The following is a 26,477-nucleotide window of genomic DNA, read 5'->3' on the forward strand; positions in this document are numbered from 1 at the left end:
GCCGGTCTCGCCATCAGGGATGTAGCGCACGGCATCCGCCGGCTTGCAGAAGAAGAACGGCGGCTCACGGTCGGGGTCGGAACCCATCTCGCGAGCGTGGGCGGCGTAGTTGCGGCCGACGCAGTACACACGGCGCACCGGAAACTGGCCTTGCCCGCCACGCACGGGAATGCCGTTGACGGCGGGCGGGGTGACGACGAATTCGGTCACATGAGCGGTCATGCAGGTCTCCTCGGACTAAGCTGGAACGAAACAGAAACTAACGGGGACACGGCCACCGCCCCCCGGCGACCGAGCTGCGAGCATACACCCGCACCGCCCCGGCGCGGTTCTTGCATAGAGCGTGCGATGCCCCTTTTTCGGGAGTGCGAAGCCCATCAAAAGGTCGCAGGGCAAGACGTGGCGAGCGCGGTGTGGCCTGCCACATAAGCGAGTCACAACGCCGCCATGCGGCCTTTTGATGGGCTTCCCGGAGGGTTCGCCGCAAAACGGCCCGCGTGGGGTGTTGCAGCCCTTGCCCTTAGTTGACTAAGGGCGGCGGTCTGCGCCTACCACGCGAACCGTTTTGCGGCGAACGCATCTCCCGAAAAAGGGGCATCGCACGCTCCGTGCACACTGCCCCACATTGCGCCATGCAAGCGAAACCGCCCACCCCATCTGCTCTGCCCGCCGCCGCCCACCCGGGCGCACCGATGCGCGTGCTGCTGGTGCGTGATCCGCTGGATACCGAACCGGTCAACCTGGAGCTGATCCGCGCCGGGCTGGCCGAGGCCGGCTTCGTGGACGTGGGCCTGGCCGACGCCGACCTCACCCTGCCCGATCGCATCGCCCAGACACAGCCCGACATGGTGATCGTTGCGTCGGAATCTGCCGCGCGGGACACCATCGAGCACGTCTGCGTGGCCACGCAGCATGCACCGCGCCCCATCGTGCTGTTCACCGACAACGACGATGCGGCGCGCATCAAATCGGCATTCGCGGCGGGCATCACCGCCTACATCGTCGACGGGCTCAAGCCCACGCGCGTCAAGGCCGTGCTGGACGTGGCCTACGCTCGCTTCGAGCACGAACGCGAACTGCGTGCCGAGCTGGACACCGCCAAGACCCAACTGGCCGAGCGCAAGGTGCTGGAGCGCGCCAAGGGCCTGCTGATGAAGCAAATGAACCTGTCGGAAGACGACGCCTTCAAGCGCCTGCGCAAAATGGCGATGGACCGCAACATCAAGCTGGTGGAAGCCGCCCAGCGGGTGATCGACGTGATGGCGACGTAGTGGCCGGTTGCGCCTCCGGCGCCGCCCAGTTCTGGTGCACCGCACAATTTCGGCACCACAAATGCACCAGCCACACGCCACATTCCGCTGTGGCACCCACGCAGATATCCAGACGGTTTGGTCGTTCCTGCCCTTGATGGCGCCTTGAATTTCTGTTGCGAGGAGGAAAAAGAAGGGAGGCTTGTCTGAGCGCAGCGAGTTTGCCTCCCTTCCCTCCCCGCGACATAAATTCAAGGGGGAATCGCCATCTCGGGCGCGCCTTTCTTTGCTCACTTTCTTTGGCAAGACAAAGAAAGTGAGTCGGCCCCGGCAGGGGACGAAACAGGGTGACAACCGATACGCCCTCCGTTGGCACACCCCTTGCAAGTGCTGCTGCGAAGCCGATACCAACGTGGGTATCGGCACGGGACAACGGCGTCTCGATGCACGGCACATCACCTCTCTCCTTGCGGATAGGCGAGTGCCGCGCATCGGGGCGCTTTTTCTTTGGAGCCATGGATGGCCGCGCCAGACAAGACCGACACCGTCATCAACCCCAAGCGTCGCAGCGTCATGAAGGCTGCGGCAACCATCGCAGGAGGTAGTGCCGTGGCATTGATCGATCCGCTGGTACGTGCCGGTGCCTGGGCCGCTGGCTCCGATGCGCCCGAGAAGACCGAACTCAAGGTCGGCTTCATCCCGCTCACGGACTGCGCCTCGGTGGTGATGGCGTCCACGCTCGGCCTCGACAAGAAGTACGGCATCAAGATCACGCCGTCCAAAGAGGCGTCGTGGGCCAGCGTGCGCGACAAGCTCGTGTCAGGCGATCTGGATGCAGCGCACGTGCTCTATGGCTTGATCTACGGCGTGCAACTCGGTATTGGCGGCCCGAAGAAGGACATGGCCGTGCTGATGACGCTCAACAACAACGGCCAGGCGATCACGCTGTCATCCAAGCTCAAGGAAGCCGGCGTGCGTGACGGCGCATCGCTCAAGGCGGTCATGGCGAAAGACAAGCGCGACTACGTCTTCGCGCAGACCTTCCCGACCGGCACGCACGCCATGTGGCTGTACTACTGGCTGGCCGCGCACGGCATTCACCCGCTGCAGGATGCGAAGGCGATTACCGTGCCGCCCCCGCAGATGGTCGCCAACATGCGCGTCGGCAACATGGATGGCTTTTGCGTGGGCGAGCCGTGGGGCGCCCGCGCGATTGCCGACAACATCGGCTTTACCGCCGAGACCACACAGGCCATCTGGAAAGACCACCCCGAAAAGGTGCTCGGCACCACGGCGGAGTTCGTGCAGAAGTATCCGAACACGGCACGCGCGCTCACCGCCGCAGTGCTGGAGGCATCCAAGTTCATTGATGCCTCCGCATCGAACCGCCGCAAGACGGCCGAGACCATTGCCGCCAAGTCCTACGTCAACACCGACATGGACATCATCCTTGACCGCATGCTGGGCCGCTACACGAACGGCATCGGCAAGACGTGGGACGACACCGACCCGATGCGCTTCTATCACGACGGCGCGGTCAACTTTCCGTACCTGTCGGATGGCATGTGGTTCCTCACGCAGCACAAGCGCTGGGGCCTGCTGAAGGCGCATCCGGATTACGCAGCCGTGGCCCGGCAGGTCAACCGCATCGATACCTACAAGCAGGCCGCTGCCGCCACAGGCACGCCATTGCCCAAGAGCGACATGCGCACCGCCAAGCTGATCGACGGTGTGGTGTGGGATGCCAAGAACCCCGCCGCGTACGCAGACGGTTTCAAGATCAAGGTCTGACGCTTCCGGCCTTCTCTGATTGCGGTTCTTCCCGTCGATGGAGCCCGACATGAACACGCTCGTCAAAACGTTGTCCGGCGTGCAGTCCGACGCCGCTGTACCCACGCGCCGCATCGTTTGGCGTGACTGGTTTGTTGCTGCCGTGGTGAAAGGTTTTCCGCCCTTGCTGGGTCTGATGATGTTTGTGCTGGCGTGGCAGGGCATCGCCACGGCCATCCCCGCATTGCCCACACCGGCTGTGACGTGGAAGGCTGCCGTCGCGCTGTTTTCAGATCCGTTCTATCGCAACGGCCCGAATGACCAAGGGGTCGGCTGGAACGTGCTGGCCTCGCTCGCCCGCGTGGGTGCGGGCTTTGGGATGGCGGCGGTCATTGGTATTCCTGCGGGCTTCCTGATCGGGCGCTTTGCGTTTCTGAACGCGATGGCCTCGCCCATCATCAGCCTGCTGCGGCCGGTGTCGCCGCTGGCGTGGCTGCCGATCGGGCTGCTGCTGTTCAAGTCCGCCAACCCGGCGGCCATCTGGGCGATCTTCATCTGCTCGATCTGGCCGATGGTGATCAACACCGCCGTGGGTGTGACGCGTGTGCCGCAGGACTACCTGAACGTCGCGCGCGTGCTGAACCTGTCGGAGTGGAAGGTGTTCACGCGCGTGCTGTTTCCGGCGGTGCTGCCGTACATGCTGACGGGCGTGCGGCTGTCCATCGGCACGGCGTGGCTGGTGATCGTGGCGGCGGAGATGCTCACTGGCGGTGTCGGCATCGGCTTCTGGCTGTGGGATGAGTGGAACAACCTGAAGGTCGAGCACATCGTCATCGCCATCTTCGTGATTGGCGTGGTGGGGTTGCTGCTGGAGCACGCGCTGCTGGTCATTGCCCGCAGGTTCTCGTACGACGCGGTTTGAGGGGGCGACCATGAGCGATAAATTCCTGCGCATTGAAAACGTCGGGCAGACGTTCAAGACCAAGAGCGGGCCGTTCGTTGCCCTGCGTGATATCGACCTGACGGCGGCGCGCGGCGAGTGCATCGCGCTGATCGGGCACTCCGGTTGCGGCAAATCCACGTTGCTCAATCTGATTGCCGGGCTCACGCGGCCGACCACCGGTGCACTGATCCTGGCCGAGCGTGAGATTGCCGGTCCAGGGCCGGACCGGGCGGTGGTGTTTCAGAACCATTCGCTGCTGCCCTGGCTCACGTGCTTTGACAACGTGTACCTCGCGGTCGAGCGCGTCTTCAGCAAGAGCGAATCAAAGGCTGAACTGAAGGCGCGAACGCATGCGGCGCTGGCGCTGGTGGGCTTGTCGCATGCCGAGCACAAGCATCCGCATGAGATTTCCGGTGGGATGAAGCAGCGCGTGGGCATTGCGCGAGCGCTGTCGATGGAGCCCAAGGTGCTGCTGATGGATGAGCCCTTTGGCGCGCTGGATGCGCTCACGCGGGCGCATCTGCAGGATGAGCTGCTAAAGATCATTGCCACTACAGGCAGCACTGTTGTGATGGTCACCCATGATGTGGATGAGGCCGTGCTACTGGCGGATCGCATCGTCATGATGACGAATGGGCCGGCGGCCACTATCGGGGAAGTGTTGAAGGTGGAACTTGCGCGGACTCGGGATCGTGTTGCGCTGGCAGATGACCCGACGTATCACGCTTGCCGGACGGCGGTGTTGGATTTCTTGTATCGGAAGCAGCGGCATCCGGTGGCGGAAGCGGCGTGATATTTTGGAGTTGGGCTTTTGATTGTTTGTTGGTGGGAGCCTGTCAGCCATTTCGTCTTCAAGGCACAACATGCTCGCTCGCAACATCGCACTGCTCTGCGCCATGGCGTCTCTCGCTGGGTGCATGACCTATCAGGACCCGCGCACGCCCGAGCAGCAGAAGATTGCGCTGCGCCGGGCCGCCAACGCGCTGATGGGCACCTACGAAGTCACGGACAGCCGCAACGACGATGGCCGCGGCTATACGCAGGCCATCGTCAGCAAGCAAGACGGCTCAGACCAGCTCAGCCTGTTGATGATGGGCCCGACAATCGGCGCCACGACGTTAAGCGGGTCGGACTGCCGAGGGTGGTATACCGAGAACCGTCGTTACACGGCCATGCAGTGCGATGCGTTGACCGGCGAGGTCAACTTCTTTTCCCTGCAGAGACAGACCAGCCCGGACCCCGTGAACTCCGGCACCATGCCACCCTCGTTTGCAACGATGACGATTCCGGAGGGAAGCTACCTCTTCGACATTGCAGACCGCAGCGGGAGGCATCACTACTACGTGCTGACCAAGACGGCGCAACATTAGATGCGCGAGGCGCCTGGGGCGGACGCGGCTTGATGATTGGGCGTTGGGCTTTTGGTTCTTTTGTTGGTGGGGCATCCCTTGTTTCATCCCCTGCCGGGGCGAGCTTTGGTGGTCCATCCCTTGTTTCATCCCCGGCCGGGGCTGACTCACTTTTCTTTGTCTTGCCAAAGAAAGTAAGCAAAGAAAGGCGCGCCCGATGCGGCAACTTCCCCTTGAATTTATGTCGCAAGGAGGGCGGGGAGGCAAACTCGCTGCGCTCAGACAAGCCTCCCCTCTTTTTCCTCCTTGCAACAGAAATTCAAGGCGCCGCATAGGGCAGCGGAAAAGCAAACAATCTCTTGCCAGCGCACGACTTCGTCTTGAGTCCCACTGCGCGCAGCTCACGATCAACGTGCTTTGGCGCTCGCCGTTGTATTCCGCCGGTTTGGCCTTTGACGTTCCTGCCCTTGATGGCGCCTTGAATTTTCGTAAGCGGGCGGAAATAAGACGGGAAACTGTTTGAGCGCAGCGAGTTTTTCCCGTCTCCGCCCGGTTATGAAAATTCAAGGAGGGGGTCGCCATCTCGGGCGCGCCTTTCTTTTGCTTACTTTTCTTTGGCAAGACAAAGAAAAGTGAGTCGGCCCCGGCAGGGGACGATACCGGAGATGGACCAACAACAAAAAAACCGCCCCAGCGCCCGCGCCAAACCCAGAGCGCTATGATCAACCCCACGCCAATACCACCCACCCACAACAATGCCCGCTCCCCCCATCCTCCCTGACAACGCCGCAGAAGAGGCCCTCAATAACGGCCCCTTCCCCGCCGCCCGCTTCATCAAGGAAATCGGCCGCGGCGCAGACGGCGCCCGCGCGCTCGTCAAGCACGACGCACGCGCCTTGTTCACCGCCATGCTGGAAGGCCGCGTGGCCGAGATCCAACTCGGCGCCATCCTCATGGCCTACCGCATCAAGGGCGAAACGCCGGAAGAGCTGGACGGCATGCTGGAAGCCACGCACGCGCACTGCCGGCCGCTATCCGCACCGGATACGCCAGAGCACACGCTTCCGGTCGTCATCCCGAGCTACAACGGCGCCCGCCGCCAACCGAACCTGGTGCCGCTGCTAGCCAAGCTGCTGGCACGTGAAGGCGTGCCGGTGCTGGTGCATGGCATCCGCCGCTTCGATGGACGCATCACCACGGCCACGCTGTTCGACGCACTCGGTTGGCCCATCTGCGACCACATGGACGAAGCGCGCGAGCGGTTGGAGAACGATCGACTGGCATATGTGCCGATCGACGTGCTCTCGCCCGAGCTGGCAACGCTGCTGGACAAGCGCGAGATCGTCGGCCTGCGCAATTCCGCGCACACGGTGGTGAAGATGCTGCAGCCGATCGGCAACCACGCGCCGCACGAAGCACTGCGTCTGGTCAGCTATACGCACCCCGAATACCGCGACACCCTCACCGATTACTTCCTGCGACACCCGGCCAATGTGCTGCTGGCACGCGGCACCGAGGGCGAGGCGGTGGCCGATGCGCGGCGCGGCAGCGCTGTGGAATGGCTGCGTGATGGAGCCCACGAAACGGTGATCGAAGCGGTGGAAGGGTCGAGCGATACGCCGCCCGAACTGCCCGCCGGCACAGATGCGGCGGCAACGGCGCGGTGGATTGAAGCGGTGCTCGACGGCAGGCAGCCCGTGCCCGAACCCATCGCCAAGCAGGTGCGCGCCATCGTGCGTTGCGCACGACCGGCGCAGCCTGCCTGATCGGCGCGTCTTACTTGGACGGCAGCGGAATGCGCTCCGTCTCGCCGGGCACGTGGGCGAAGGCGTCGCTCTCCCAGCGTTGCTTGGCGTCTTCGATGTCAGCCTTGTCGCTGGCAACGAAGTTCCAGTAGATGTGGCGGTGGCCATCGGTCGGCTCGCCGCCCAGCAGCATCACGCGTGACGACACCTGCGCGGTGAGCGTCACGTCGCCGCCGGGTTCGAGCACGGCCAGGTGCTGCGGATCGAGCGATTCGCCATCAATCGTGACGGCACCGTCGACGAGATACAGGCCGCGGTCTTCATGCTCGGGGGGGATCACCAACGATGCCCCCGCTGCCAGTTCCAGCGCCACATACAGCGTGCGCGAATTCACCTTCACGGGCGACGTCAGCCCAAACGCATCCCCCGCGATGACCACGCCCTGCACGCCGGGGCAATCGAGCTTGGGCAGCGTGTCGGCGCCATGGTGCGCGAAGCTGGGGCCGACCTTTTCCTGATCCTTCGGTAGGGCGACCCAGGTCTGGATGCCGTGCAGGCGGGCGCCCTTCTGCCGCGCCTCGGGTGTCGAGCGCTCGGAATGCGCGATGCCGTTGCCGGCCGTCATCCAGTTCACATCCCCGGGGACGATGGTCTGCACGTGCCCCAAGCTGTCGCGGTGGACCATGCTGCCGTCAAACAGGTAGGTGACGGTGGCCAGGCCGATGTGCGGGTGCGGGCGCACGTCAATGCCCTCGCCCGGCGGGAAGTCCACCGGCCCCATGTGATCGAAGAAGATGAACGGGCCGACCGTCTGGCGCGCCGCCGAGGGCAGCACGCGCTTGACAGAGAAGCCGCCCAGGTCGCGCACGTGCGGACCGATGATGTGCTGGATGGAAGTCATGGTGGTGGTCTCCCCTGCTCAGGCGCGTTCGGCCAGTTCGGTGTCGACGCTGATCTCAACCTCGGTCATCAGCTTGTGGACCGGGCACTTGCCGGCCACGCGCAGCAAGTCGGCGCGCTGCTCGTCGGTCAGGTCACCGTGCAGGGTGAGGACGGTGCGCAGCTTGTAGCGCCCCTGGCGCTCTTGGCTGCCGTCATGCTCGACCGCCACGTCGATGGAGTCCAGCGGATATTTGCGCTGCCGGGCGTAGAGCGTAACGGTCAGCGCTTTGCAGCTCGCCAGTGCGGCGTCGAAGTAGGCGTGCGGGTCGGGCGCGCTGCCCTCGCCCGTGGGCTTGGGTACATCGGTGTAGGTCACGCCTTCGGGAAAGGTGACTTTGTGGCGGAACAGGCCTTCGGTGTCCTTGCTAACGACGATGGTCATGGCGGCTCCAGGTGCGGTTCAAGGGTATCCGGGGAGTGTAGCGAAGTTACGTGACGCCACATGAGGTGCAGTACACATCGCATTTCCGGCAAACGACTCCCCCATCTCGTCGGGGGTAGGGCAATTTGCCCCTGCAAACGCTCAAGCAGCGCACGTTTGCGCCGATTTCCCGGTTAGGGCGCGTTCGTCCAAACCCACCCCTCTTCGGGCCCATCTACAGACCGACTGCATGGTTTCTCGCCAGCCGCTTGTCGCCATCGCCGGCGGCATCGGTGCTCTTCTCACGCTAATTGGGCTGACCGTCATGGTCAGCTGGCTGCTGCATTGGCCGTGGGGCGTGAAAGTGGGCAACGACCATCTGGTGATCGTCTTTGCAACAGGGCTGAACCTTCTGCTGCTGGGTGGGGGGCTCGCCGCGCTGCTGGTTGGCACGCTACGGCCCAGCAACCGCTGGGCCGACCGGGCTGCACGCTTGGCCGGCGGCGCGGTGGCCGTGCTGTGCACGCTGCGTCTGGTGGAGGTGGTGACCGGCTGGCCCGTGGCGTTCGATTTTCCTGGCGTGCACGTCTGGCTGGAGCGCAACTGGCTGACGGGCTGGATCGGCGGCATGCACCCGAGCCACGCACTGGCGCTGGCCTCGGGCGCAGGCGCGCTGTGTCTTGTCCCGACGGCGCGACAGGCGCATCGCGTGCAGTGGCTGTTTGCGTTGCTGGTCGTGTCGGTCCTGCTCTGCGTCGGAGACCTGCTCGGCCGGGCGATGGCGCTGGAGTATCTGTACCCGGCCTGGCTGCAGTGGCGCGCCTCCGACGTGGCGGCCGGCTGCACACTGCTGGTGGTGGCGGGCGTGCTGTGCACGGCACTGGCCCGGTATCCGCGCCTGTTCCACATCCGATTGTCGCCAGAAGACACCATTGTCTGGATCAGCGGCGGCTGTGTGGTGCTGGCGGGTCTGGGCGCCACCGTTACGGCCTTCATCATCCAGGTCGATAGCGCCAGCGTGGCGTTCGGCAACACGCGAACGCGCACGCTGTCGAGCTACGCCGAAGAGTTCGACCAGGTGCTGGCCATGCGCGCGGAAAACCCGCGACTGGTGGCCGCCGCGCAGCGCATCCAGGAAGCGCTGCGCGATCCCGCCGACACCGCCGCCCGCCTGCATGGCGAGAGCGCACTGCAGGCCTATCGCGAGCAGGGCTATTCATACCTGCAACTGCGCACGCTGGCCGGCGAGGGCATCATCAGCCTCGGCACGGAGGTGTCGCACCCGGAACTGGCGATTGCGCTGCACGCAGGCCTGGCGCCTGAGCGCGTCACGCTGCAGTGGAACCACGGCTTTGCCATGCGCACCGAAACGCCGGTCCTGGTAGACGGCGTGCAGGTCGGCTGGCTCGTTGCCGAGCAGCCGCTGGCCCACATGACGGCCCGCTACACCAGCCTGCCCGAAGCGGGCACGACGGAAACGCTCGCCATGTCGGGGTTCGATGCGACTGGCCGTGCGATGTCGTTTCCGCAGCGCTTCGATGCGTACATCTTTGAGTTGCCAAGGCAGACGGTCGAACAACGGACGCTGCCCTCGCGCTTGGCGCTGGCGGGCCAGTCGGGCTATGGCCAATGGCGCGACATTCATGGCGTGCCGACCTCGCTCAGCTACATGCCCATCGGCCACACGGGCCTGGCGTTGATCAGCAAGATCTCCAGCGCCGAGCTGTACACACCCATGCGCGCACAGTTCGAGCGGCTGGCAGCGCTCATGCTGTGCGGGATCATCGGCAGCGTGGCGGCCATCCGGCTGACAGTGCGGCCATTTGCCAACCGTCTGGCGGCGTCTGAGCGCGCACTGCGTATCGCCAACGAAAGCTTGGAACGACGGCGCGACGCCCTGCGCGCCAGCCGCGAGCAACTGCGCCTGGTGGCCGACAACGTGCCCGCGCAACTCAGCTATGTCGATCCTGACGGCATCGTCCGCTTTGCCAGCCGCACGCTGCTGGAGGCGTTTGGCCGCACGCAGGACCAGATGATCGACCACCACGTCAGCGAGATCTACACGCCCGAGGACTACCGCACGCTGCTGCCCTACATGACCGAGGTGCTGGCCGGCTACCCGGTGCAGTTCGACATCACCTCGCTGCGCACGGGCAAGCCGCGCTACCTGAGCGGCCACTACTACCCCGACTACGACGACCGCGGCACGCTGCGTGGCTACTTCTCGATGTTGCAGGATCTGACCGAGCGCACCACGGCCGAAATCGCCCTCGCCCGCAGCGAACGCGCGCTCACGCTGGTGCTCGACAACGCACCGCTGCTGGTCTCGCACATCAACGCCGACGGCATCTTCACCTTCTGCAATGTCACCCATGCACGCTGGCTGCAGCGCACGCCCGAGGAGGTCTGCGGCCAGCCGGCGCAGGACGTCTTCACGCCGGGCACCTATGCGCTGCTGGCGCCGTATCTGACCCGCGCGGTGCGGGGCGAGACGGTCGAATTCGAGATCAACGCGCCGTGGTACGAAAAGACGCACGCCGGCAGCCCGCGCCACCGCACGCGCTACCTGCGCGGCCAGTTGGTGCCGGATGCCACCGATACCGACGCCGGCGCCGAGCGCTGCGGCTTCTACGCCTTCGTCCAGGACGTGACCGAGGCCAAGCGCAGCGAGATGGAACTCTCGCGCATGGCGCGCTTCGATGCGCTCACCGGCCTGGCCAACCGCTATGAACTCTACGAGCGCCTGCGCACGGCCCTGGAGCGCCGCCAGCGCCAGCCTGCCCCGATGGGCGTGCTGTACCTGGACGTGGATCACTTCAAACACATCAACGACACCTACGGCCACGCCGCGGGGGACGCGGTGCTGGTGGAAGTCGCCCGCCGCCTGCAGCAGGCCGTCCGCCGCACGGACACCGTCGCCCGCCTCGCAGGTGACGAATTCGTCATCCTCCTGGACCCGATTGACGCCCCGGATGATGCGCTGCACACCGCACACAAGGTGGTGAGCGCGATCCGCCCGCCAATTCCCCTGCGCGGCGATGTATCGCTGCATGTGACAGCCAGCATCGGGGTAGCCTGCCCAGCGCCCGATATCAGTGATCCTGACGTGGTTTTGCGCGAGGCGGACCGTGCACTTTATTGGGCCAAGTCGCGCGGACGTAACACTGCGGCATAACTGAGAACCGACGCCGCCGGCGGCTGTCTATGACTGGGTGCGCGGCCATGTCTGTTGCGGCGCAATCATCATACTATTGAGGTTCATCATCTGATTTACGGGAACTATCAACCGGCACAAAATGTCCTATTAGCACTCTTCCGGTTGGAGTGCTAAGATGCCTTTCCAAACTTCCACTGGATTTCGACAGGAGTCCTGAGTGAACGCAGTCATTCCCGTGAATACCGTCTCCCCCATTGCCACGCAGCAGTCTTCGGGCAACGCGTGGGCGCTGGCCTTCCCCGGCAACCTCGGCAACATTGACGCCTATATCCAGAGCGTCAACCGGGTGCCGATGCTGTCGGCTGAAGAAGAACAACGTCTGGCCCGCGAGTACCGCGACAACGACGATCTCGATTCGGCGCGCCGTCTGGTGCTCTCGCACCTGCGCCTGGTCGTGTCCATCGCCCGTCAGTACCTCGGCTACGGCCTGCCGCATGCGGACCTGATCCAAGAAGGCAACATCGGCCTGATGAAGGCCGTCAAGCGCTTCGACCCGGATCAAGGTGTGCGTCTCGTCTCGTACGCGATGCACTGGATCAAGGCCGAGATGCACGAGTACATCCTGAAGAACTGGCGCATGGTCAAGGTGGCCACCACCAAGGCCCAGCGCAAGCTGTTCTTCAACCTGCGCAGCCACAAGCAGGATGCACAGGCCACCTTCTCGCCCGGTGAGATCGACGCCGTAGCGGCCGAACTCAACGTCAAGGGCGCCGAGGTGCGCGAGATGGAAACGCGCCTCTCGGGTGGCGACATCGCGCTGGAAGGCCAGATGGACGACGGCGAAGAGGCGTACGCCCCGATCGCCTACCTGGCCGATACGCACAACGAGCCGACCCGCGTGATCGAGTCGCGCGGCCACGACCGCATGCAAAGCGAAGGCATCGAGTCCGCCCTCGCCAAGCTGGACGACCGTAGCCGCCGCATCATCGAAGCCCGCTGGCTGAACGTGAACGACGACGGATCGGGCGGCGCCACGCTGCACGAGTTGGCTGACGAGTTTGGCGTGTCGGCCGAACGCATCCGCCAAATCGAAGTGGCCGCGATGAAGAAGATGAAGGGTGCGCTGCAGGCGTTTGCCTAAGCGGTTTCCCCAGCAGTAAAAAAGCCCGCCGGGTTGTGCAAACCACCTGGCGGGCTTTTTGTTTGGGTGCGTGCTGCGCGCGGTTACTCGTTCAGCAGCAGTTTGACGTCGTGCGCGATCGGCTCGGGGCCTTGACCATGCTTGATGAACAGTCGCAGGTTGCCCTTCGTGTCGAACATATAGCTGCCAGCGGTGTGATCCATCGTGTAGTTGTCGGGCTTGCTGCCTGGCACCTTGCTGTAGAACACCTTGAAGTCGGACGTGACCTTCTTCAGCTCTGCCTCGTCGGCCGGGCGCAGGCCGATGAAGCGCGGATCGAACGCGGGCACGTACTTGCCCAGCAGGTCTTGCGTATCGCGCTCAGGATCGACGGTCACGAACAGCACCTGCACGCGGTCGGCGTCCTTGCCGAGGGTGTCCATCACGCCACGCAGTTCGGCCAGCGTGGTCGGGCAAACATCGGGGCAATGCGTGTAGCCGAAGAACATCACGACGACCTTGCCGCGGAAATCCTCCAACGTGCGGCGCTTTCCGGTGTGGTCGGTCAGCGAGAAGTCTTTGCCGAAACTCTTGGCACCGGTGATGTCGAGGTTCGTGAAAGCCGGCTTGTCGCTGCAGGCCGTCAGCGCCAGCACGGTGGCAGCCAGAGCGGCAAACAGAACGCCGCGGAAGTATCGGAAAGAGAGCATGGTCATCGTGTTGAAGAGGGGCGGTCTAGCGTAGCGCCAATTGCACGCACTCGGCCGCAGCCCCGTGCGTCACAGCGCCGCGCCTTGGGTCAGCGTGGGCCCGAACTTGAAGTAGTGATCCACCAGCAGCGCCGCGAACAGGATCGACAGATAGATGATCGAGTAGCGGAAGGTCTTCTGCGCCAGCGCATCGGAATACTTGCGGTACATGCGCCATGCATAGGCGAAGAAACCGCCGCCCAGCAACAGCGCCGTCGCAAGGTAAATGTAGCCGCTCATGCCGTACACAAACGGCAGGATGGTCGCGGCAATCATGATGAGCGTGTACAGCAAGATGTGCAGCAGCGTGTATTTCTCGCCGTGGGTGATCGGCAGCATCGGCAGGCCAGACTTGGCGTAGTCAGCACGGCGATATAGGGCCAGCGCCCAGAAATGCGGCGGCGTCCAGGTGAAGATGATCAGCACGAGGATCCACGCCTCGGCCGGCACGCTGTTGGCGACAGCTGCCCAGCCCAGCGCCGGCGGCATCGCGCCCGACAGGCCACCGATGACGATGTTCTGCGGCGTGGCCGGCTTGAGCAGCAGCGTGTAGATGATGGCGTAGCCGATGAAGGTGGCGAAGGTCAGCCACATCGTCAGGTCGTTGGCGAACACGTGCAGCGTCCACATGCCCGCGCCGCCCAGCACCAATGAGAACAGCAGGATCTGCCGTGTGCCCAGCTCGCCGCTGGCCGAGGGGCGCCACGCCGTGCGCCGCATCATGGCGTCGATCTTGCGCTCGACCAGGCAGTTGATGGCGAAGGCCGCGCCGGCAAACAGCCAGATGCCGACCGCGCCGCCAATCAGCACCAGCCACGGCACCATGCCCGGGGTGGCCAGGAACATGCCGATCACGGCGCAGAATACGGCGAGCTGCGTGACGCGCGGCTTGGTCAGCGCCGCATACTGCGATGCGGTATGCCGCCAGCCAGGGAGTTGAGTGGAAGTCGTTGGGGTTGCCACGGTATTCATAAACAATCAATCAAACGGCGGCCACTGCCGCAGGCATCGGCGCGCGCACTTGCGCCAAGCCGATCAGGTAATGCAGACGCACCATCAGCAACAGCAGCACCGCCGCGCCACCGTTGTGCGCCACCGCCGCCAGCAACGGCCAGCCGAGCACGATATTCGACAGGCCGGTCGCCAGTTGCACGGCCAGCACAATGAGCAGTACGGTCGCCACACGGCCGATGCCGGCCACACGCCGCGCGCGTATGCCAAGCCATGCCAGGTAGCTCAGCACGAGCACCGCAAAGACGCGGTGCGTCCAGTGGATCGCGACCAGCGCGTCATGCGAGATGAAATCGCCCCCGGCGGTACGACCCAGCTGACGCCAGAAGGTGAAGCCATGCGCGAAATCCATCGCGGGCACCCACTGGCCATTGCATAGCGGAAAGTCAGTACAGGCGAGCACCGCGTAGTTGGTACTGACCCAGCCACCCAGCGCGATCTGTACGACGAGCAACACCAGCCCGATCGCCGCCGGCACACGCAGCGATGCGCCCTGACCGTCGACCAGGCGCGGCGTGTCGTTCTTGCAGCCAAGCCAGATCAACGATGCGAGCAACGACATGCCGAGTAGCAGGTGCGTCACCACGATGGCCGGCTGCAGCTTGAGCGTGACCGTCCAGGCGCCAAACGCGCCCTGCACGCACACCAGCGCCAGCACAGCCGTGGCGTACCAGGGCGATTGCTTGAGTTCCTTGCGTTTGACCCACGCCAGCACCACCAGCGTGATGATCAGCACGCCCAGCGCGAGCGCGAAATAGCGGTGCGTCATCTCGATCCACGCCTTCATCCACGTGACCGGGCCACTCGGCATGGCGGTTTGCGCGGCGTGAATGTCGTCACGCGCGTGGAAGGGGTTGGACGTGCCGTAACAGCCGGGCCAGTCCGGGCAGCCCAGGCCCGAGTCGGTCAGGCGCGTAAAGCTGCCGAACATGATGAGGTCCAGCGTCAGGAATGCCGTGATCCACACCAGCTTGCGGTACTTGTTGCGGTCCCCCTTGACCAGCACGTAGCACAGCGGGATCAGCGCGATCAGGATGCCAATGGATGCAAGTTGCAGCAGCATGGCTTATCCGATGCGCGAGTACTTGAGCAGCCGCGTCAGGTCACCGCGCACCTTCTTCGGGTCCGGGTCCTTCGGGAACGACATCATCAGGTTGCCGAGCGGGTCGATCAGGAAGATGTGGTCCGTTGCCGGCGTCTTGCCGTCGGTCAGCCAGTCCTTGGGCAACTCGGGCGCACGCAGGAAACGCGCGGCGGCGTAGTCGTCGTTATAGGCCTTCATCAGGCGTGGGTCGATCGCACCGCGATCCGTGACCAGCCACACGGGGACGATACGGTCACGGTCCGGGCCCTGCCCGATGCGCAACTGGCGCATGGTGAAGAGCTTGCGCGCGCAGTTGTCGTCGCAGGCGCTGTTGTCCACCGAGACCATCAGCCACTTGCCCTTGAGGCTGGCGAACGGCACTTCTGCGCCGTGCTCGTCCTGCACCATCAGGCCGGTCGGGATCGGGCGCTGCGGGTCGACCAGCGCGCCATACGCGGCCTTGCCGCCGGCCGGCGTGAAGACGTAGTACGCGAGGTACGACGCAATCACCGGCGATGCGCATACCAGCAGCAGGAACAGCATCATCAGGCGGCCCCGGCGCGTGCGCGCGTCGATACGCGGGTCAGCGGGCGCCGCGAGTGTGCCGGGCGTGCCCGGTGCAGATTCCTGGTTCACCATGTGATTCCTAATACATTCAACTGCGGCACTAAGCCGCAACACGTGTTCGTATTCAGACGGGCTCAGAAGGGCCCGCCAAGCGACGATAGCGTCGCACGCTGTAGACAACCATCAAGGTCAGCACCGCCGCCGCCATCGCAAACCACTGGAACGCGTAACCGTAATTGCGGTCGGCGCCCAAGTCTGCACGCGGCCAATCGCGCGCCAGACCGTCTTGCGCGTCGGATTGCTGCTCCACCACAAAGGGCTGCAACGGCACACCGATTTCGCGCGAAAAAGCGTCGAGGTCGATATTCTGCCTAAGTCGCTGGCCGACTTCATCCGCGCCGTCCTTGCGCCCCAGGCTGAAGACGCGGCTGGCATGTGGCACAGCAACCCCTTCGACCTGCACTTCGCCCGCCGGTGTGGTGTACGGCGCGATGCGCGTGCGGTCTGCCGGATCACGCGGCAGCCAGCCACGGTTGACCAGCACCGCACGTCCACCCGCCCCTTCCAGCACGAATGGGATCAACACCTCGAAACCGGCGCGCGACACGCCATTGTTCGTATGCGGGCGATTGTCGAGCAGCACCGTATGCGCCACGTCAAACGTGCCACGCAGCAGCACCGGCCGGTACAGCACCGCATCGGCCGCGACAGGTTGCGCCGTGATGCGCTGCACGGGCGCATTCTGCAGCGCCTCGATGCGCGCCTGCTTGTCGATGCGCTCCTGCGCGCGCGACAACTGCCACCGCCCCAGCGCGCACGTGAGCGCAATCAACAGCACGCCCGCCAACATCGGCACCGGCGCAAACCACTGGCGCAGTGGCACGCGCGCGGTCATCGCGTCCACCCGGTGAGATAATGCACGGCAACCATTTCCAAGCTCTCAACCTTCCATGCGCATCGTCGTTGCCATCGCGTTCCTGCTGATCCTCGGCAGCCTTGCCTCCGCGCTGTTCTTCCTGATGCGCGACAAGGGCAACAGCAACCGCACCGTCCGCTCACTGATGTTCCGTGTCGGGTTCTCGATCGCGCTGTTCATCTTCATTCTGGTTGCGAACCGGTTAGGCTGGATCCACAGCACCGGCATCCAGTTCGGCCAGTAATCCACCGACGCCAGAAAAACGAAAACGCCGCAGCGGTGTCCCGTCTGCGGCATTCATCGGCCAAGCAATAGGGCGACAAGCGCGTCGCCCCGATCCATTCTGCCTTACAGCCAGTACACGACAACGTACAGGCCCAGCCAGACCACGTCCACAAAGTGCCAGTACCACGCAGCGCCCTCGAACGCGAAGTGGTGCTCCGGCGTGAAGTGACCCTTGATCACGCGGCCCAGCACCACGGACAGCATGATCGCACCCATCGTCACGTGGAAACCGTGGAAACCCGTCAGCAGGAAGAACGTCGAGCCGTAGATACCGGACGTCAGCTTCAGGTTCAACTCGTGATACGCGTGGATGTACTCGAACGCCTGGAAGCCCATGAACGTGAAGCCCAGGAGAATCGTCAGCAGCAGGCCCTGGATCACCTGGGCACGCTTGCCTTCACGCAGGGCGTGATGGGCCCACGTGAGCGTCACGCCCGAGGTCAGCAGCAGCGCCGTGTTGATGGTCGGGATCGGCCACGGGCCCATCGTCGTGAACGGCTTGACCGTACCGGCCGGGCCGGCATTCGGCCATAGCGCGTTGAAATCGGGCCACAGCAGCTTGTTGTTCAGATCGCCCAACCAGGGCATGGCGATCTCGCGGGCGTAGAACAGCGCACCGAAGAACGCCGCAAAGAACATCACTTCCGAGAAGATGAACCAGCTCATCGACCAACGGAACGAGGCATCAACGCGATCACCGTATTTGCCGCCTTCGGATTCGGAGATGGCATCGGCAAACCACGCACGCAGCACGAACAGGAACCACAGCAGGCCGATCAGGAAAGTCCACGGCGCCCACGGCTGCGCGTTCACCCACGCCGCAGAACTCAGCAGCACGATCAGCAAGCCGATACTGGCCGTTATCGGATGCCGCGACGGCCCGGGTACGAAGTAGTACGGAGCGTTCGCTCGGTTCGCACTCATCTCTTTTTCTCCAGCTCTATTTTTTTAAGAATTCACTCGATGTTGCCCGGCCCCTGCTGCTCAGGCCGCCTCCTCAACCTTCAACTGACGACTGCACGCACAATCATCAGCAGTACAAAGATGAACAACGCCGTTGCAAGCAGACCCGCGATGATCACGTGCACAGGATTGAGCTGTGCCATGTCACGATCATGATCGCGCCCCTTGCGCACCCCGAAGAAGGACCAGAACACCGCCTTCATCGTCTGTGCGAATGACGCGCGTCGTTTGGTCGCTTCCTTCAGGTCGTCCATGGTTTGCCTTGTGCCCTCACGTTCCCTTGCCTGGCATCGCCGGCGCAATGGCTGACGGTGCGTGGATTTCAAAGAAAGTGTAGGACAAGGTGATCGTCTTCACGTCTTTCGGCAGCTCCGGATCGATCACAAATACCACCGGCATTTCGCGCGACTCGTTGGCCGTCAGCTTCTGCTGCTTGAAGCAGAAGCACTCGATCTTCTTGAAGAACTCGGTTGCCTGCTTGGGCGCGTAACTCGGGATGGCCTGCGCCTCCACCGTACGCCCTTCCTTGTTCACCACCTCGTAGACGATCTGGCTGATCTCGCCCGGGTGGACTTCCATGCTGTTCTTGACCGGGCGGAAGCGGAACGGCCCCTGGCTGTTCGAATCGAATTCCACCGTGATCGTGCGCGAAGTGTCGACCTGCGAGTTGCGCAGTGCGCCGCCATCCTCTTCGCGCGTGTTCAGCACGTTGATGTTGGTGACTTCGCAGATCTTCTTGTACAGCGGCACCATCGCATAACCGAAGCCGAACATCATGACCACCACGACGGCCAGCTTGCCGAGCATGGAGCGGTTCAGGCCACGTTCGATGGCCCGATCGTCTTGATTGTCTTGGACCGGCGGCTGGCTCATATGCGGTCTTACGAAGTTTGATTCAGCGATGGATAGATCGCGTATTCGTCATGTCTTCGGCTAACCGCCGAACACCACGCGCTTGAAAATCACACCCAGAAAGAAAACCAACGCGATGGTGCCAAGGATGAACCCCAGGCGACGGTTGTTGGCGCGCTGCTCGGGCGTTGGGCTTTTTTCTGGATTCGACATCGTTGCCTTGCGGATCGCGAGGCCGGAAGCGGCCGGCCTCGCGATACCTGAATTACTTCACGTGCGGCGGTTCTTCAAAGGTGTGGAACGGCGCCGGCGACGGCACGGTCCACTCAAGGCCTTCTGCGCCATCCCACGGCTTATCAGCAGCCTTCTCGCCACCGCGATACGACGGCAGCACCACGAAGAAGAAGAAATACACCTGCATCAGGCCGAAGCCCAGTGCACCGATCGACGCGACAGCGTTGAAATCGGCGAACTGCTGCGGGTAGTCCGCATAGCGGCGCGGCATGCCGGCCAGGCCCAAGAAGTGCATCGGGAAGAACGTGAGGTTGAAGGTGATCATCGAACCCCAGAAATGGATCTTGCCGCGCGTTTCGCTATACATGTAGCCCGACCACTTCGGACCCCAGTAATAGAAGCCCGCGAACAGCGCGAACAGCGAACCGGCCACCAGCACGTAGTGGAAATGCGCCACCACGTAGTACGTGTCCTGCAGCTGGATGTCGATCGGGGCCACGGCCAGGATCAGGCCCGTGAAGCCGCCCACCGTGAACACGAAGATGAAGCCGATCGCAAACAACATCGGTGTCTCGAACGTCATCGAGCCGCGCCACATCGTGGCCACCCAGTTGAAGATCTTCACGCCAGTCGGCACGGCGATCAGCATCGTCGCGTACATGAAGAACAGCTGGCCGGTCACGGGCATGCCGGTCGTGAACATGTGGTGCGCCCACACGATGAACGACAGGATGGCGATCGAGGCCGTGGCGTACACCATCGAGCTGTAACCGAACAGCGGCTTGCGCGCGAAGGCCGGCACGATCTGGCTGATGATGCCGAACGCCGGCAAGATCATGATGTACACCTCGGGGTGCCCGAAGAACCAGAAGATGTGCTGGTACATCACCGGGTCACCGCCGCCGGCAGCCGAGAAGAAGCTCGTGCCGAAGTGACGGTCGGTCAGCACCATGGTGATCGCGCCCGCCAGCACCGGCATCACGGCGATCAGCAGGTACGCCGTGATCAGCCACGTCCAGCAGAACATCGGCATCTTCATCAGCGTCATGCCGGGCGCGCGCATGTTCAGGATGGTCACGATGATATTGATCGCGCCCATGATCGACGAGGCACCCATGATGTGCACCGCGAAGATCGCCATGTCCATGCCCGGGCCCATCTGTACCGACAGAGGCGCATAGAGCGTCCAGCCGGCAGCTGTCGCACCGCCCGGCGCGAAGAACGAGCCCACCAGCAGGAGGGCGGCCGGCGGCAGCAGCCAGAAGCTGAAGTTGTTCATCCGGGCGAACGCCATGTCAGAGGCGCCCACCTGCAGCGGGATCATCCAGTTAGCGAAGCCCACGAAGGCCGGCATGATTGCGCCGAACACCATGATCAGGCCGTGCAGCGTGGTGAACTGGTTGAACAGCTCCGGATGGAAGAACTGCAGGCCCGGCTGGAACAACTCAAGACGGATCAGCAGTGCCAGCGTGCCGCCCGAGAGCAGCATCATGAACGAGAACAACAGGTACAGCGTACCGATGTCCTTGTGGTTGGTCGCGAACAGCCAACGGCGCCAGCCGTGTGGATGGTCGTGCGCGTGGTCGTCTCCATGACCGTGCGCGTGATCTTGCGGGTGCGTAACAGCGGTGCTCATCGCAAAACTCCTTGGATTCGTTTCGTCACGCAGACGATCAATCAGCTAGCGCTGCGGTCTTGCGCCGCATTCGCTTGTTGGGTGGCCACCTGGCCGGGGGCTTGCGCAGCGGCAGTCTTGGCGCCGCCGCCTTCGGGCATCTTGCCGCCGCGCGCGTCCTTCACTTGCGACGGTTGCAGCAGGTCACCTGTATGGTTGCCCCAGTTGTTTCGCTCGTACGTGATGACGGAGGCGATCTCCACATCGTTGAGCGCCGAAGCCCAGGGCGGCATTGCAGCCTTGCCGTGCAGCACGATGTCCACGTGGCCAGCCAGCGGGCCGTTGGCGATCTTCGAGCCGTCCAGCGCCGGGAACGGGCCACCGCCCTTGCCGTTCGGCTGATGGCAGACCGCGCAATTGGCGGTGTAGACCTTCTCGCCACGCGTCTTCAGTTCGTCCAGCGTGTAGACCTTGCTGGGGTCATCCGCCTTGGCGGCCATTTCCTTCTTCTTGCCGTCGACCCACGCTGTGTAGTCGGCGTCGGACACGACGCGCACGACGATCGGCATGAAGGCGTGTTCCTTGCCGCACAGCTCGGCGCACTGGCCGCGGTACACGCCAACCTTCTCGGCCTTGAACCACGTGTCGCGCACGAAGCCCGGAATCGCATCCTGCTTCACGCCGAATGCCGGAATCATCCACGAGTGGATCACGTCGTTGGCGGTGGTGACGATGCGCACCTTGCGGTTGACCGGCACGACCAGCTCGTTATCGACTTCGATCAGGTACGTGGTGCTCTTGGGCGCCTCGTTGTTGATCTGCTCGCGCGGCGTGGTGAGCGTTGAGAGGAACGAAATGCCCTCGCCTTCGCCCTTCAGGTAGTCGTAACCCCACTTCCACTGGTAACCGGTGGCCTTGATGGTGAGGTCAGAATTGGTGGTGTCCTTCATCGCGACCACGGCCTTGGTAGCCGGTAGCGCCATCCCGATCACGATCAGGAACGGCACGATGGTCCAGATGATTTCGACGGTAGTGCTTTCGTGGAACGTCGCCGGCTTGTGGCCCAGCGATTTGCGGTGCTTGAAAATGGAGTAGAACATCACCCCGAACACACCGATGAAGATCACGATACAGATGATCAGCATCATGTAGTGCAGCCAGTGGATCTCGGCGGCGATCTTGGTGACCGGGGGCGCGAGATTGAGCTGCATCACTGCGGGGCCGCCTGGCATGTCTTCCACTGCCAGAGCCGTTTGACCGAAGGCGAGGAGTGAGCCTGCCGCCAGCAAACTTGCCAATGTCTTATTCAACATTTTCATTTTTTATCTACCCAATTTACAGATTCCACTCTGCCCCGGTGCGCGGCTCATGAGACCTGGGTTGGTTGCCCCTGTCCCAAACACCGGGAAAGCTCGTTCGCAAGCCTGCTCCGCCCGACCGGATCGAGAAATCGGCCGACCCGCACGACGCGTCCACCGGAATGCAGCGCAACCAGCTCCCGGAGGGGCTCATTTCGCGGCTCGCCGAGTTCGACGCGCACCCACTGCGGATTGAACACATGGCGCACCCGCTGGCCGGCGCTCACCTGTTCGATCACCAGCGCGCCGTCCTCCAGCCAGACGTGCTCGTAATCGGAGGCGTGGCGGGCATGGTACAGCAACGCCCATCCGAGAATCGCGACCTCCAGCCCCGAGAAAGGCAACACCAACCACGCACCTTGCCACGCAAAGAACGAAGCGATCACGAACGAGAGGATGACAATCGAGAGGTAGAACCAGCCGACCTGGCGAGGTGAAAGCGAGCAGTTTCGCTTCATGAGCCAGTTCTTGCGCGGCGATTCCGGAACGGTGGAGGCGCCACATGCTGGCTGGAGCGCCGTATCAACGCATACATTTGCAATGTCGTGCATTGAACCACTCCTGCCTCGGATGCATACCCGATCGGTTCGCCCGTGGCAACAAACGGGATAGGCCTTAGGGGGGACTGCTGCGACAAACCGGCACAGTATATGGTCCTAATTGACCCCAAACAAGGTAAAGCGCCTTTATGCAAGTCCCGGCTTGACAAGGGGCTATCAATGCCGTTCCTGCATCAAGAACCGCCTCAGGCGCGCGGTTTGCGGCCGATCTGATCAACTGGGATCATCGCCCGCCCTTCATCATCCAGCGCCTGCCGGCGGGTGGGCGCCAGCTTCCAGGCATGACCGTAGACGACCTCGAAGGTCAGCGGGATCAGGCCCTCGGGATTGCGCTGCGCGTCGAGCGCGTCAAACAGCCGTTGGCGCCAGCGCGGCGTGTGTAGCCCTGCGCCGGCCAGGTTGCGGCCGCTTTCATCCATGAGGCCCGCCATGCCGCCCAGCAGATGCACGTCGGCCAGCAGCGCCTGCGGGGTCTCGTAGGTGATGGTGATCTGCTCCATGTCCATCACGGGCGTGGACCAGCGGCTATGCACCAGCATATCGCCAATGTCGTGCATATCGACAAAGCGCAAGGTGTGGACACCCGCATCGATACCGGCCAGCGCGCTGCGCAGCTCGCGCAGGGTGTCCGGGCCGAACAGGCTGAACATCAGCAGACCGCCTTCCTTGGTGATGCGGTGCCACTCCGGAAAAATCGCGTGCGGAGATGGGTCCCAGTGCAGCGCCAGGTTGGACCACAGCAGGTCAAACGACGCATCAGCAAATGGCAGCGCGCGAAAGTCTGCCTGGGCGAAATCGAAGACCGGGCGCTTCTTCAGCAGCCGACCGAGCCAGCCCGTGTCCGTGCGCTGCGGATCAAGCTGTATTGCCCGCGCCAGCATGGCGGATGACCAGTCCACGCCGCAGATCTGCGCATCCGGATACTGGGCGCGCAGCACCGCCAGCCCTTGTCCGAGGCCACAGCCCAGGTCCAGCGCACGCGACGGCGTCAGCTTGATGTACGACAACCGGTCCTGCATCCGGGCTCCGACCTCGCGCAGCAGGAAGTCCATGTCGGCAAGACGCGCGGCGCGGCGATCGAAAGCGCGCCGCAAGGCGGCGGGACGGGCGAGAACGGGATCGGACATCGACAAATCGAGGCAGGAACTGCGGTCAGCAAGTATACCGGCGAGATGTTTCAGGCGCCGTCTGATGGCGTATCGGCCGCAAATCGGCTGGGATGGCGGCTTTTTGACCATGCCCCCAACCCTATTGCACCAATGGTTTCATGCCGGCCTGCGGCATCTGCTGCCGTGCGCCTGCGCGCTGTGCGGCGCAGTCCAGCGTGAGCTGGTCTGCACCGGCTGCATGGGCGATCTGGCGCCGCAACTGCACCGGCGGCGCTGCTTCCAATGCGCCATCGCACTGGAAGCCCGGCACATCGCCCGGCATTGCTCCGCCTGCCTGGCCGGCATGCCCGACTTTGACGCCACCATCGTCATTGCGGACTACGGCTGGCCGCTCGATCACCTCGTCACCGGATTGAAGTTTCGGGCGCAGTTGCCGCTCGCGGCATGGCTGGCCGACCGTTTGAGGGACGCGCTGGTCGCCGCGCCGGGCGGCCTGCCCGACCTGTTATTGCCGGTGCCGCTGTCGGCAACCCGTCTGCGCTCGCGCGGCTACAACCAAGCCTGGGAGATCACCCGGCGACTGGGCAGGCAACTCGCCATACCGGCCAAGGCAGATGGGCTGCGCCGCGTGCGCGACAATCCCGCCCAGGCCTCGCTCGATCGCGCCGAGCGCCTGACCAACCTGCACGGCGCCTTCGAGGTGACGCACGCGGGCAGCATCGCGGGGCGTCACATCGGCATCATTGATGATGTGATGACCACCGGCGCCACCCTCGGCGAGATCGCCACCCGACTCAAGCGCGCAGGCGCCGCGCGTGTCACCAATGTGGTTGCCTTGCGCACGCCCTAGTTACATGCTTATGCGACATAGTGTCGCGGCCCGAGTTTGGCACTGTGGCGGGGTGACAACCCTCGTCAATCTAGATAAGCTCGCCGCCGAAATTTCCTTGGCCAGCCATCATGTTCAACGTCGTCCTCGTCGAGCCCGAAATCCCGCCCAACACGGGCAATGTGATCCGCCTGTGCGCCAACACGGGCGCGCAGCTGCATCTGATCGAGCCGCTGGGGTTTCCGCTCGAAGACGCCCGCATGCGCCGCGCCGGCCTCGACTATCACGAGTACGCAACGATGCGCGTGCATGCCGATTGGGAAGCCTTCCTACGGGATGCGCAGCCTGATCCGGCGCGCATGTTCGCGCTCACCACGCGTGGTTCCACACCCTTTGCCAGCATGACCTTCCAGCCGGGCGACTGGTTCGTGTTCGGATCGGAAACGCGCGGGTTGTCTGAAGAACGCCGCGAATGGTTTCCCACGTCGCAGCGCATCCGTCTGCCGATGCGGCCCGACAACCGCAGCTTGAATCTGTCGAACACCGTGGCGGTGGTGGTGTTCGAAGCGTGGCGGCAGAACGGTTTCGAAGGCGGCGCCTGAGCGCCAGCCCCGCACCAGAATCAGCGCGCCGATTCGGATTTCGCGTCGCGCTGTAGCAGACGATCCACTGCGCTTGCAGGCGCAAGACCCTCGAACAGGACTTCGCACACCGTAAAGGTAATCGGCATGTCGACGCCTTTTGCTCGCGCCAGTGCGGCGACAGCGCGCGCGCAACGCACGCCCTCGGCGACATGGCCAAGGCTGTGCAGGATGTCGTCAAGCGTGCGGCCCTGCGCGAGCTGCATGCCGACGGTGCGATTGCGCGAGAGATCGCCCGTGGCGGTGAGCAGCAGATCGCCCATGCCGGTCAGGCCCATGAAGGTTTCCGGCCGACCACCCAGTGCGATGCCCAGACGCGTCATCTCGGCCAAGCCGCGCGTCACCAGCGCAGCGCGCGCATTCAAGCCCAGGCCCAGACCATCCGCCGTGCCGGTCGCTATGGCCAGCACGTTCTTGACTGCACCACCCACCTCCACACCGATGAGGTCATCGCTCGCATACACGCGCATCGCGTGATGGTGGAAACCGCGTTGCGTGAGCTTGCCCAGCGCGGCGCTGGTGGATGCCACCGTCATCGCGCACGGCAAACCCTGCGCGACCTCCTTGGCAAAGCTCGGGCCGGACAGCACACCCGTCGCCAGATCCGGGTGGCTGGTCTGCGTCAGCACGTCGGCAACGATGGCGTGGGGCAACGCACCGGTCTGTGGGTCGAACCCCTTGCACAGCCAGATCACGTTGCGCACACCACCGTGCGCGGCAACCGCCCGAGTCAGGTCGGCCAGACCCGCAACGGGCGAGGCAATCACAGCCAATGCGTCGTCGCCGGCTGCGTGATCGAGCGCGGCGTGCAGGTCAGCCTCGAAACGCAGCGACGCCTGCAGCGCGATGCCCGGCAGGTAAGCCTCGTTGATGTGCGTGGCGGCCATCTGCGTGACGAGGCTGGCGTCACGCCCCCACAGCACGACATCGTGCGATTGCGCGGCATGGCTGGCCAGGGCAGTCCCCCAGGCGCCGGCACCCAGAACGGAAATTCGCATGCGCGTGTGCATGTTCAAAACTCGGATCGGTCAGGCAAAAAGGTCAAGCAAAAGAAAAAGCCCGCGCGA

28 protein-coding genes are annotated in these 26,477 nt (G+C 63.8%); 11 read left to right on the forward strand and 17 right to left on the reverse strand.

Annotated elements, in window-relative coordinates; genetic code table 11:
* Window positions 1–210: fumarylacetoacetate hydrolase family protein (locus tag JHD73_RS02980; protein WP_368735490.1), on the reverse strand; the 210-nt coding region annotated here is incomplete at its 3' end.
* Between the two features lie 422 nt (window positions 211–632).
* Here JHD73_RS02980 and JHD73_RS02985 point away from each other — a divergent pair.
* The 6 genes from JHD73_RS02985 (at window position 633) to ybiB (ending at window position 7,078) form a co-directional block, all read left to right on the forward strand.
* Window positions 633–1,271: an ANTAR domain-containing response regulator gene (locus JHD73_RS02985; RefSeq protein WP_199027627.1), complete on the forward strand. Its 639-nt coding sequence runs from the start codon at window positions 633–635 to the stop codon at window positions 1,269–1,271.
* A gap of 498 nt (window positions 1,272–1,769) precedes the next feature.
* The gene (locus JHD73_RS02990) at window positions 1,770–3,041 is read left to right on the forward strand and encodes a CmpA/NrtA family ABC transporter substrate-binding protein (protein ID WP_199027629.1); all 1,272 of its coding nucleotides are present in this window, start codon (window positions 1,770–1,772) and stop codon (window positions 3,039–3,041) included.
* A gap of 49 nt (window positions 3,042–3,090) precedes the next feature.
* Window positions 3,091–3,942 (forward strand): nitrate ABC transporter permease, encoded by an 852-nt coding sequence (ntrB, locus tag JHD73_RS02995; protein ID WP_199027631.1) that lies wholly within the window; start codon window positions 3,091–3,093, stop codon window positions 3,940–3,942.
* A 10-nt stretch (window positions 3,943–3,952) separates the two neighbouring features.
* Window positions 3,953–4,756 (forward strand): ABC transporter ATP-binding protein, encoded by an 804-nt coding sequence (locus JHD73_RS03000; protein ID WP_199027633.1) that lies wholly within the window; start codon window positions 3,953–3,955, stop codon window positions 4,754–4,756.
* 70 nt (window positions 4,757–4,826) lie between these two features.
* Window positions 4,827–5,333 carry a hypothetical protein gene (locus tag JHD73_RS03005; RefSeq protein WP_199027635.1) on the forward strand — a complete coding sequence of 169 codons (507 nt, stop codon included), beginning with the start codon at window positions 4,827–4,829 and terminating at the stop codon, window positions 5,331–5,333.
* Window positions 5,334–6,067: 734 nt separating this feature from the next.
* Complete coding sequence (gene ybiB, locus JHD73_RS03010) at window positions 6,068–7,078, forward strand: DNA-binding protein YbiB (protein ID WP_199027637.1); 1,011 nt, start codon at window positions 6,068–6,070, stop codon at window positions 7,076–7,078.
* A gap of 10 nt (window positions 7,079–7,088) precedes the next feature.
* Here the strand turns inward: ybiB and JHD73_RS03015 are convergent, their stop codons facing one another.
* Both JHD73_RS03015 and JHD73_RS03020 read right to left on the reverse strand, forming a co-directional pair.
* Complete coding sequence (locus JHD73_RS03015; protein ID WP_199027639.1) at window positions 7,089–7,958, reverse strand: pirin family protein; 870 nt, start codon at window positions 7,956–7,958, stop codon at window positions 7,089–7,091.
* Window positions 7,959–7,976: 18 nt separating this feature from the next.
* Complete coding sequence (locus tag JHD73_RS03020) at window positions 7,977–8,381, reverse strand: OsmC family protein (protein WP_199027641.1); 405 nt, start codon at window positions 8,379–8,381, stop codon at window positions 7,977–7,979.
* Between the two features lie 229 nt (window positions 8,382–8,610).
* Here JHD73_RS03020 and JHD73_RS03025 point away from each other — a divergent pair, with 229 nt between their 5' ends.
* The gene (locus tag JHD73_RS03025; protein ID WP_199027648.1) at window positions 8,611–11,535 is read left to right on the forward strand and encodes a diguanylate cyclase; all 2,925 of its coding nucleotides are present in this window, start codon (window positions 8,611–8,613) and stop codon (window positions 11,533–11,535) included.
* A 199-nt stretch (window positions 11,536–11,734) separates the two neighbouring features.
* The gene (gene rpoH, locus JHD73_RS03030) at window positions 11,735–12,658 is read left to right on the forward strand and encodes an RNA polymerase sigma factor RpoH (protein ID WP_199027650.1); all 924 of its coding nucleotides are present in this window, start codon (window positions 11,735–11,737) and stop codon (window positions 12,656–12,658) included.
* Between the two features lie 83 nt (window positions 12,659–12,741).
* Here rpoH and JHD73_RS03035 read toward each other — a convergent pair whose 3' ends face one another.
* The 5 genes from JHD73_RS03035 to JHD73_RS03055 all read right to left on the reverse strand — a co-directional run bounded on the left by JHD73_RS03035 (window position 12,742) and on the right by JHD73_RS03055 (window position 16,943).
* The gene (locus JHD73_RS03035; RefSeq protein WP_199027652.1) at window positions 12,742–13,347 is read right to left on the reverse strand and encodes an SCO family protein; all 606 of its coding nucleotides are present in this window, start codon (window positions 13,345–13,347) and stop codon (window positions 12,742–12,744) included.
* Window positions 13,348–13,416: 69 nt separating this feature from the next.
* Window positions 13,417–14,358 carry a heme o synthase gene (gene cyoE / locus JHD73_RS03040; RefSeq protein ID WP_199027654.1) on the reverse strand — a complete coding sequence of 314 codons (942 nt, stop codon included), beginning with the start codon at window positions 14,356–14,358 and terminating at the stop codon, window positions 13,417–13,419.
* A gap of 10 nt (window positions 14,359–14,368) precedes the next feature.
* Complete coding sequence (locus JHD73_RS03045; RefSeq protein WP_199027656.1) at window positions 14,369–15,460, reverse strand: heme A synthase; 1,092 nt, start codon at window positions 15,458–15,460, stop codon at window positions 14,369–14,371.
* 3 nt (window positions 15,461–15,463) lie between these two features.
* Window positions 15,464–16,120: a cytochrome C oxidase subunit I gene (locus tag JHD73_RS03050; RefSeq protein WP_199027658.1), complete on the reverse strand. Its 657-nt coding sequence runs from the start codon at window positions 16,118–16,120 to the stop codon at window positions 15,464–15,466.
* Between the two features lie 52 nt (window positions 16,121–16,172).
* On the reverse strand, window positions 16,173–16,943 hold the full coding sequence (locus JHD73_RS03055) for an SURF1 family protein (protein WP_199027660.1): 771 nt from the start codon (window positions 16,941–16,943) through the stop codon (window positions 16,173–16,175).
* Window positions 16,944–16,998: 55 nt separating this feature from the next.
* Here JHD73_RS03055 and JHD73_RS03060 point away from each other — a divergent pair, with 55 nt between their 5' ends.
* The gene (locus JHD73_RS03060) at window positions 16,999–17,208 is read left to right on the forward strand and encodes a twin transmembrane helix small protein (protein WP_021196363.1); all 210 of its coding nucleotides are present in this window, start codon (window positions 16,999–17,001) and stop codon (window positions 17,206–17,208) included.
* Window positions 17,209–17,312: 104 nt separating this feature from the next.
* Here JHD73_RS03060 and JHD73_RS03065 read toward each other — a convergent pair whose 3' ends face one another.
* The 8 genes from JHD73_RS03065 to JHD73_RS03095 all read right to left on the reverse strand — a co-directional run bounded on the left by JHD73_RS03065 (window position 17,313) and on the right by JHD73_RS03095 (window position 23,958).
* Window positions 17,313–18,173 (reverse strand): cytochrome c oxidase subunit 3, encoded by an 861-nt coding sequence (locus tag JHD73_RS03065; RefSeq protein ID WP_199027662.1) that lies wholly within the window; start codon window positions 18,171–18,173, stop codon window positions 17,313–17,315.
* Between the two features lie 80 nt (window positions 18,174–18,253).
* Window positions 18,254–18,466, reverse strand: a complete 213-nt coding sequence (locus JHD73_RS03070; protein ID WP_039599001.1) for a DUF2970 domain-containing protein — start codon at window positions 18,464–18,466, stop codon at window positions 18,254–18,256.
* A gap of 16 nt (window positions 18,467–18,482) precedes the next feature.
* Window positions 18,483–19,085 carry a cytochrome c oxidase assembly protein gene (locus tag JHD73_RS03075; protein WP_199027664.1) on the reverse strand — a complete coding sequence of 201 codons (603 nt, stop codon included), beginning with the start codon at window positions 19,083–19,085 and terminating at the stop codon, window positions 18,483–18,485.
* A gap of 60 nt (window positions 19,086–19,145) precedes the next feature.
* Entirely contained in the window at window positions 19,146–19,277 is a 132-nt protein-coding gene (locus JHD73_RS29035) for a cytochrome oxidase small assembly protein (RefSeq protein ID WP_233176757.1), read from the reverse strand.
* Between the two features lie 52 nt (window positions 19,278–19,329).
* A complete protein-coding gene (gene ctaD, locus JHD73_RS03080; RefSeq protein ID WP_065858722.1) occupies window positions 19,330–20,934 on the reverse strand; it encodes a cytochrome c oxidase subunit I in 1,605 nt (534 codons plus the stop codon).
* A gap of 41 nt (window positions 20,935–20,975) precedes the next feature.
* Window positions 20,976–22,232, reverse strand: coding sequence for a cytochrome c oxidase subunit II (gene coxB / locus JHD73_RS03085; RefSeq protein WP_199027666.1), 1,257 nt, complete (start codon window positions 22,230–22,232; stop codon window positions 20,976–20,978).
* 47 nt (window positions 22,233–22,279) lie between these two features.
* Complete coding sequence (locus JHD73_RS03090) at window positions 22,280–22,822, reverse strand: DUF2244 domain-containing protein (protein ID WP_199027667.1); 543 nt, start codon at window positions 22,820–22,822, stop codon at window positions 22,280–22,282.
* Between the two features lie 194 nt (window positions 22,823–23,016).
* Window positions 23,017–23,958, reverse strand: a complete 942-nt coding sequence (locus JHD73_RS03095; RefSeq protein ID WP_199027669.1) for a methyltransferase domain-containing protein — start codon at window positions 23,956–23,958, stop codon at window positions 23,017–23,019.
* Between the two features lie 109 nt (window positions 23,959–24,067).
* Between JHD73_RS03095 and JHD73_RS03100 the strand changes: the two genes are divergently transcribed.
* Both JHD73_RS03100 and trmL read left to right on the forward strand, forming a co-directional pair.
* Window positions 24,068–24,790, forward strand: coding sequence for a ComF family protein (locus JHD73_RS03100; protein WP_199027713.1), 723 nt, complete (start codon window positions 24,068–24,070; stop codon window positions 24,788–24,790).
* Between the two features lie 110 nt (window positions 24,791–24,900).
* The gene (trmL, locus tag JHD73_RS03105; protein WP_199027670.1) at window positions 24,901–25,371 is read left to right on the forward strand and encodes a tRNA (uridine(34)/cytosine(34)/5-carboxymethylaminomethyluridine(34)-2'-O)-methyltransferase TrmL; all 471 of its coding nucleotides are present in this window, start codon (window positions 24,901–24,903) and stop codon (window positions 25,369–25,371) included.
* Window positions 25,372–25,391: 20 nt separating this feature from the next.
* Here trmL and JHD73_RS03110 read toward each other — a convergent pair whose 3' ends face one another.
* On the reverse strand, window positions 25,392–26,408 hold the full coding sequence (locus tag JHD73_RS03110; RefSeq protein ID WP_199027671.1) for an NAD(P)H-dependent glycerol-3-phosphate dehydrogenase: 1,017 nt from the start codon (window positions 26,406–26,408) through the stop codon (window positions 25,392–25,394).
* Window positions 26,409–26,477 lie beyond the last annotated feature (69 nt).

Source organism: Ralstonia sp. ASV6 (assembly GCF_016429285.1).
Taxonomy (GTDB): domain Bacteria; phylum Pseudomonadota; class Gammaproteobacteria; order Burkholderiales; family Burkholderiaceae; genus Ralstonia; species Ralstonia flaminis.

Coding starts and splice junctions, on each gene's coding strand:
- JHD73_RS02985 (WP_199027627.1), top strand. CDS start 633: ATGCAAGCGAAACCGCCCACCCCATCTGCTCTGCCCGCCGCCGCCCAC.
- JHD73_RS02990 (WP_199027629.1), top strand. CDS start 1,770: ATGGCCGCGCCAGACAAGACCGACACCGTCATCAACCCCAAGCGTCGC.
- ntrB (WP_199027631.1), top strand. CDS start 3,091: ATGAACACGCTCGTCAAAACGTTGTCCGGCGTGCAGTCCGACGCCGCT.
- JHD73_RS03000 (WP_199027633.1), top strand. CDS start 3,953: ATGAGCGATAAATTCCTGCGCATTGAAAACGTCGGGCAGACGTTCAAG.
- JHD73_RS03005 (WP_199027635.1), top strand. CDS start 4,827: ATGCTCGCTCGCAACATCGCACTGCTCTGCGCCATGGCGTCTCTCGCT.
- ybiB (WP_199027637.1), top strand. CDS start 6,068: ATGCCCGCTCCCCCCATCCTCCCTGACAACGCCGCAGAAGAGGCCCTC.
- JHD73_RS03015 (WP_199027639.1), bottom strand. CDS start 7,958: ATGACTTCCATCCAGCACATCATCGGTCCGCACGTGCGCGACCTGGGC.
- JHD73_RS03020 (WP_199027641.1), bottom strand. CDS start 8,381: ATGACCATCGTCGTTAGCAAGGACACCGAAGGCCTGTTCCGCCACAAA.
- JHD73_RS03025 (WP_199027648.1), top strand. CDS start 8,611: ATGGTTTCTCGCCAGCCGCTTGTCGCCATCGCCGGCGGCATCGGTGCT.
- JHD73_RS03035 (WP_199027652.1), bottom strand. CDS start 13,347: ATGCTCTCTTTCCGATACTTCCGCGGCGTTCTGTTTGCCGCTCTGGCT.
- cyoE (WP_199027654.1), bottom strand. CDS start 14,358: ATGAATACCGTGGCAACCCCAACGACTTCCACTCAACTCCCTGGCTGG.
- JHD73_RS03045 (WP_199027656.1), bottom strand. CDS start 15,460: ATGCTGCTGCAACTTGCATCCATTGGCATCCTGATCGCGCTGATCCCG.
- JHD73_RS03050 (WP_199027658.1), bottom strand. CDS start 16,120: ATGGTGAACCAGGAATCTGCACCGGGCACGCCCGGCACACTCGCGGCG.
- JHD73_RS03055 (WP_199027660.1), bottom strand. CDS start 16,943: ATGACCGCGCGCGTGCCACTGCGCCAGTGGTTTGCGCCGGTGCCGATG.
- JHD73_RS03060 (WP_021196363.1), top strand. CDS start 16,999: ATGCGCATCGTCGTTGCCATCGCGTTCCTGCTGATCCTCGGCAGCCTT.
- JHD73_RS03065 (WP_199027662.1), bottom strand. CDS start 18,173: ATGAGTGCGAACCGAGCGAACGCTCCGTACTACTTCGTACCCGGGCCG.
- JHD73_RS03070 (WP_039599001.1), bottom strand. CDS start 18,466: ATGGACGACCTGAAGGAAGCGACCAAACGACGCGCGTCATTCGCACAG.
- JHD73_RS03075 (WP_199027664.1), bottom strand. CDS start 19,085: ATGAGCCAGCCGCCGGTCCAAGACAATCAAGACGATCGGGCCATCGAA.
- JHD73_RS29035 (WP_233176757.1), bottom strand. CDS start 19,277: ATGTCGAATCCAGAAAAAAGCCCAACGCCCGAGCAGCGCGCCAACAAC.
- ctaD (WP_065858722.1), bottom strand. CDS start 20,934: ATGAGCACCGCTGTTACGCACCCGCAAGATCACGCGCACGGTCATGGA.
- coxB (WP_199027666.1), bottom strand. CDS start 22,232: ATGAAAATGTTGAATAAGACATTGGCAAGTTTGCTGGCGGCAGGCTCA.
- JHD73_RS03090 (WP_199027667.1), bottom strand. CDS start 22,822: ATGCACGACATTGCAAATGTATGCGTTGATACGGCGCTCCAGCCAGCA.
- JHD73_RS03095 (WP_199027669.1), bottom strand. CDS start 23,958: ATGTCCGATCCCGTTCTCGCCCGTCCCGCCGCCTTGCGGCGCGCTTTC.
- JHD73_RS03100 (WP_199027713.1), top strand. CDS start 24,068: ATGCCCCCAACCCTATTGCACCAATGGTTTCATGCCGGCCTGCGGCAT.
- trmL (WP_199027670.1), top strand. CDS start 24,901: ATGTTCAACGTCGTCCTCGTCGAGCCCGAAATCCCGCCCAACACGGGC.
- JHD73_RS03110 (WP_199027671.1), bottom strand. CDS start 26,408: ATGCGAATTTCCGTTCTGGGTGCCGGCGCCTGGGGGACTGCCCTGGCC.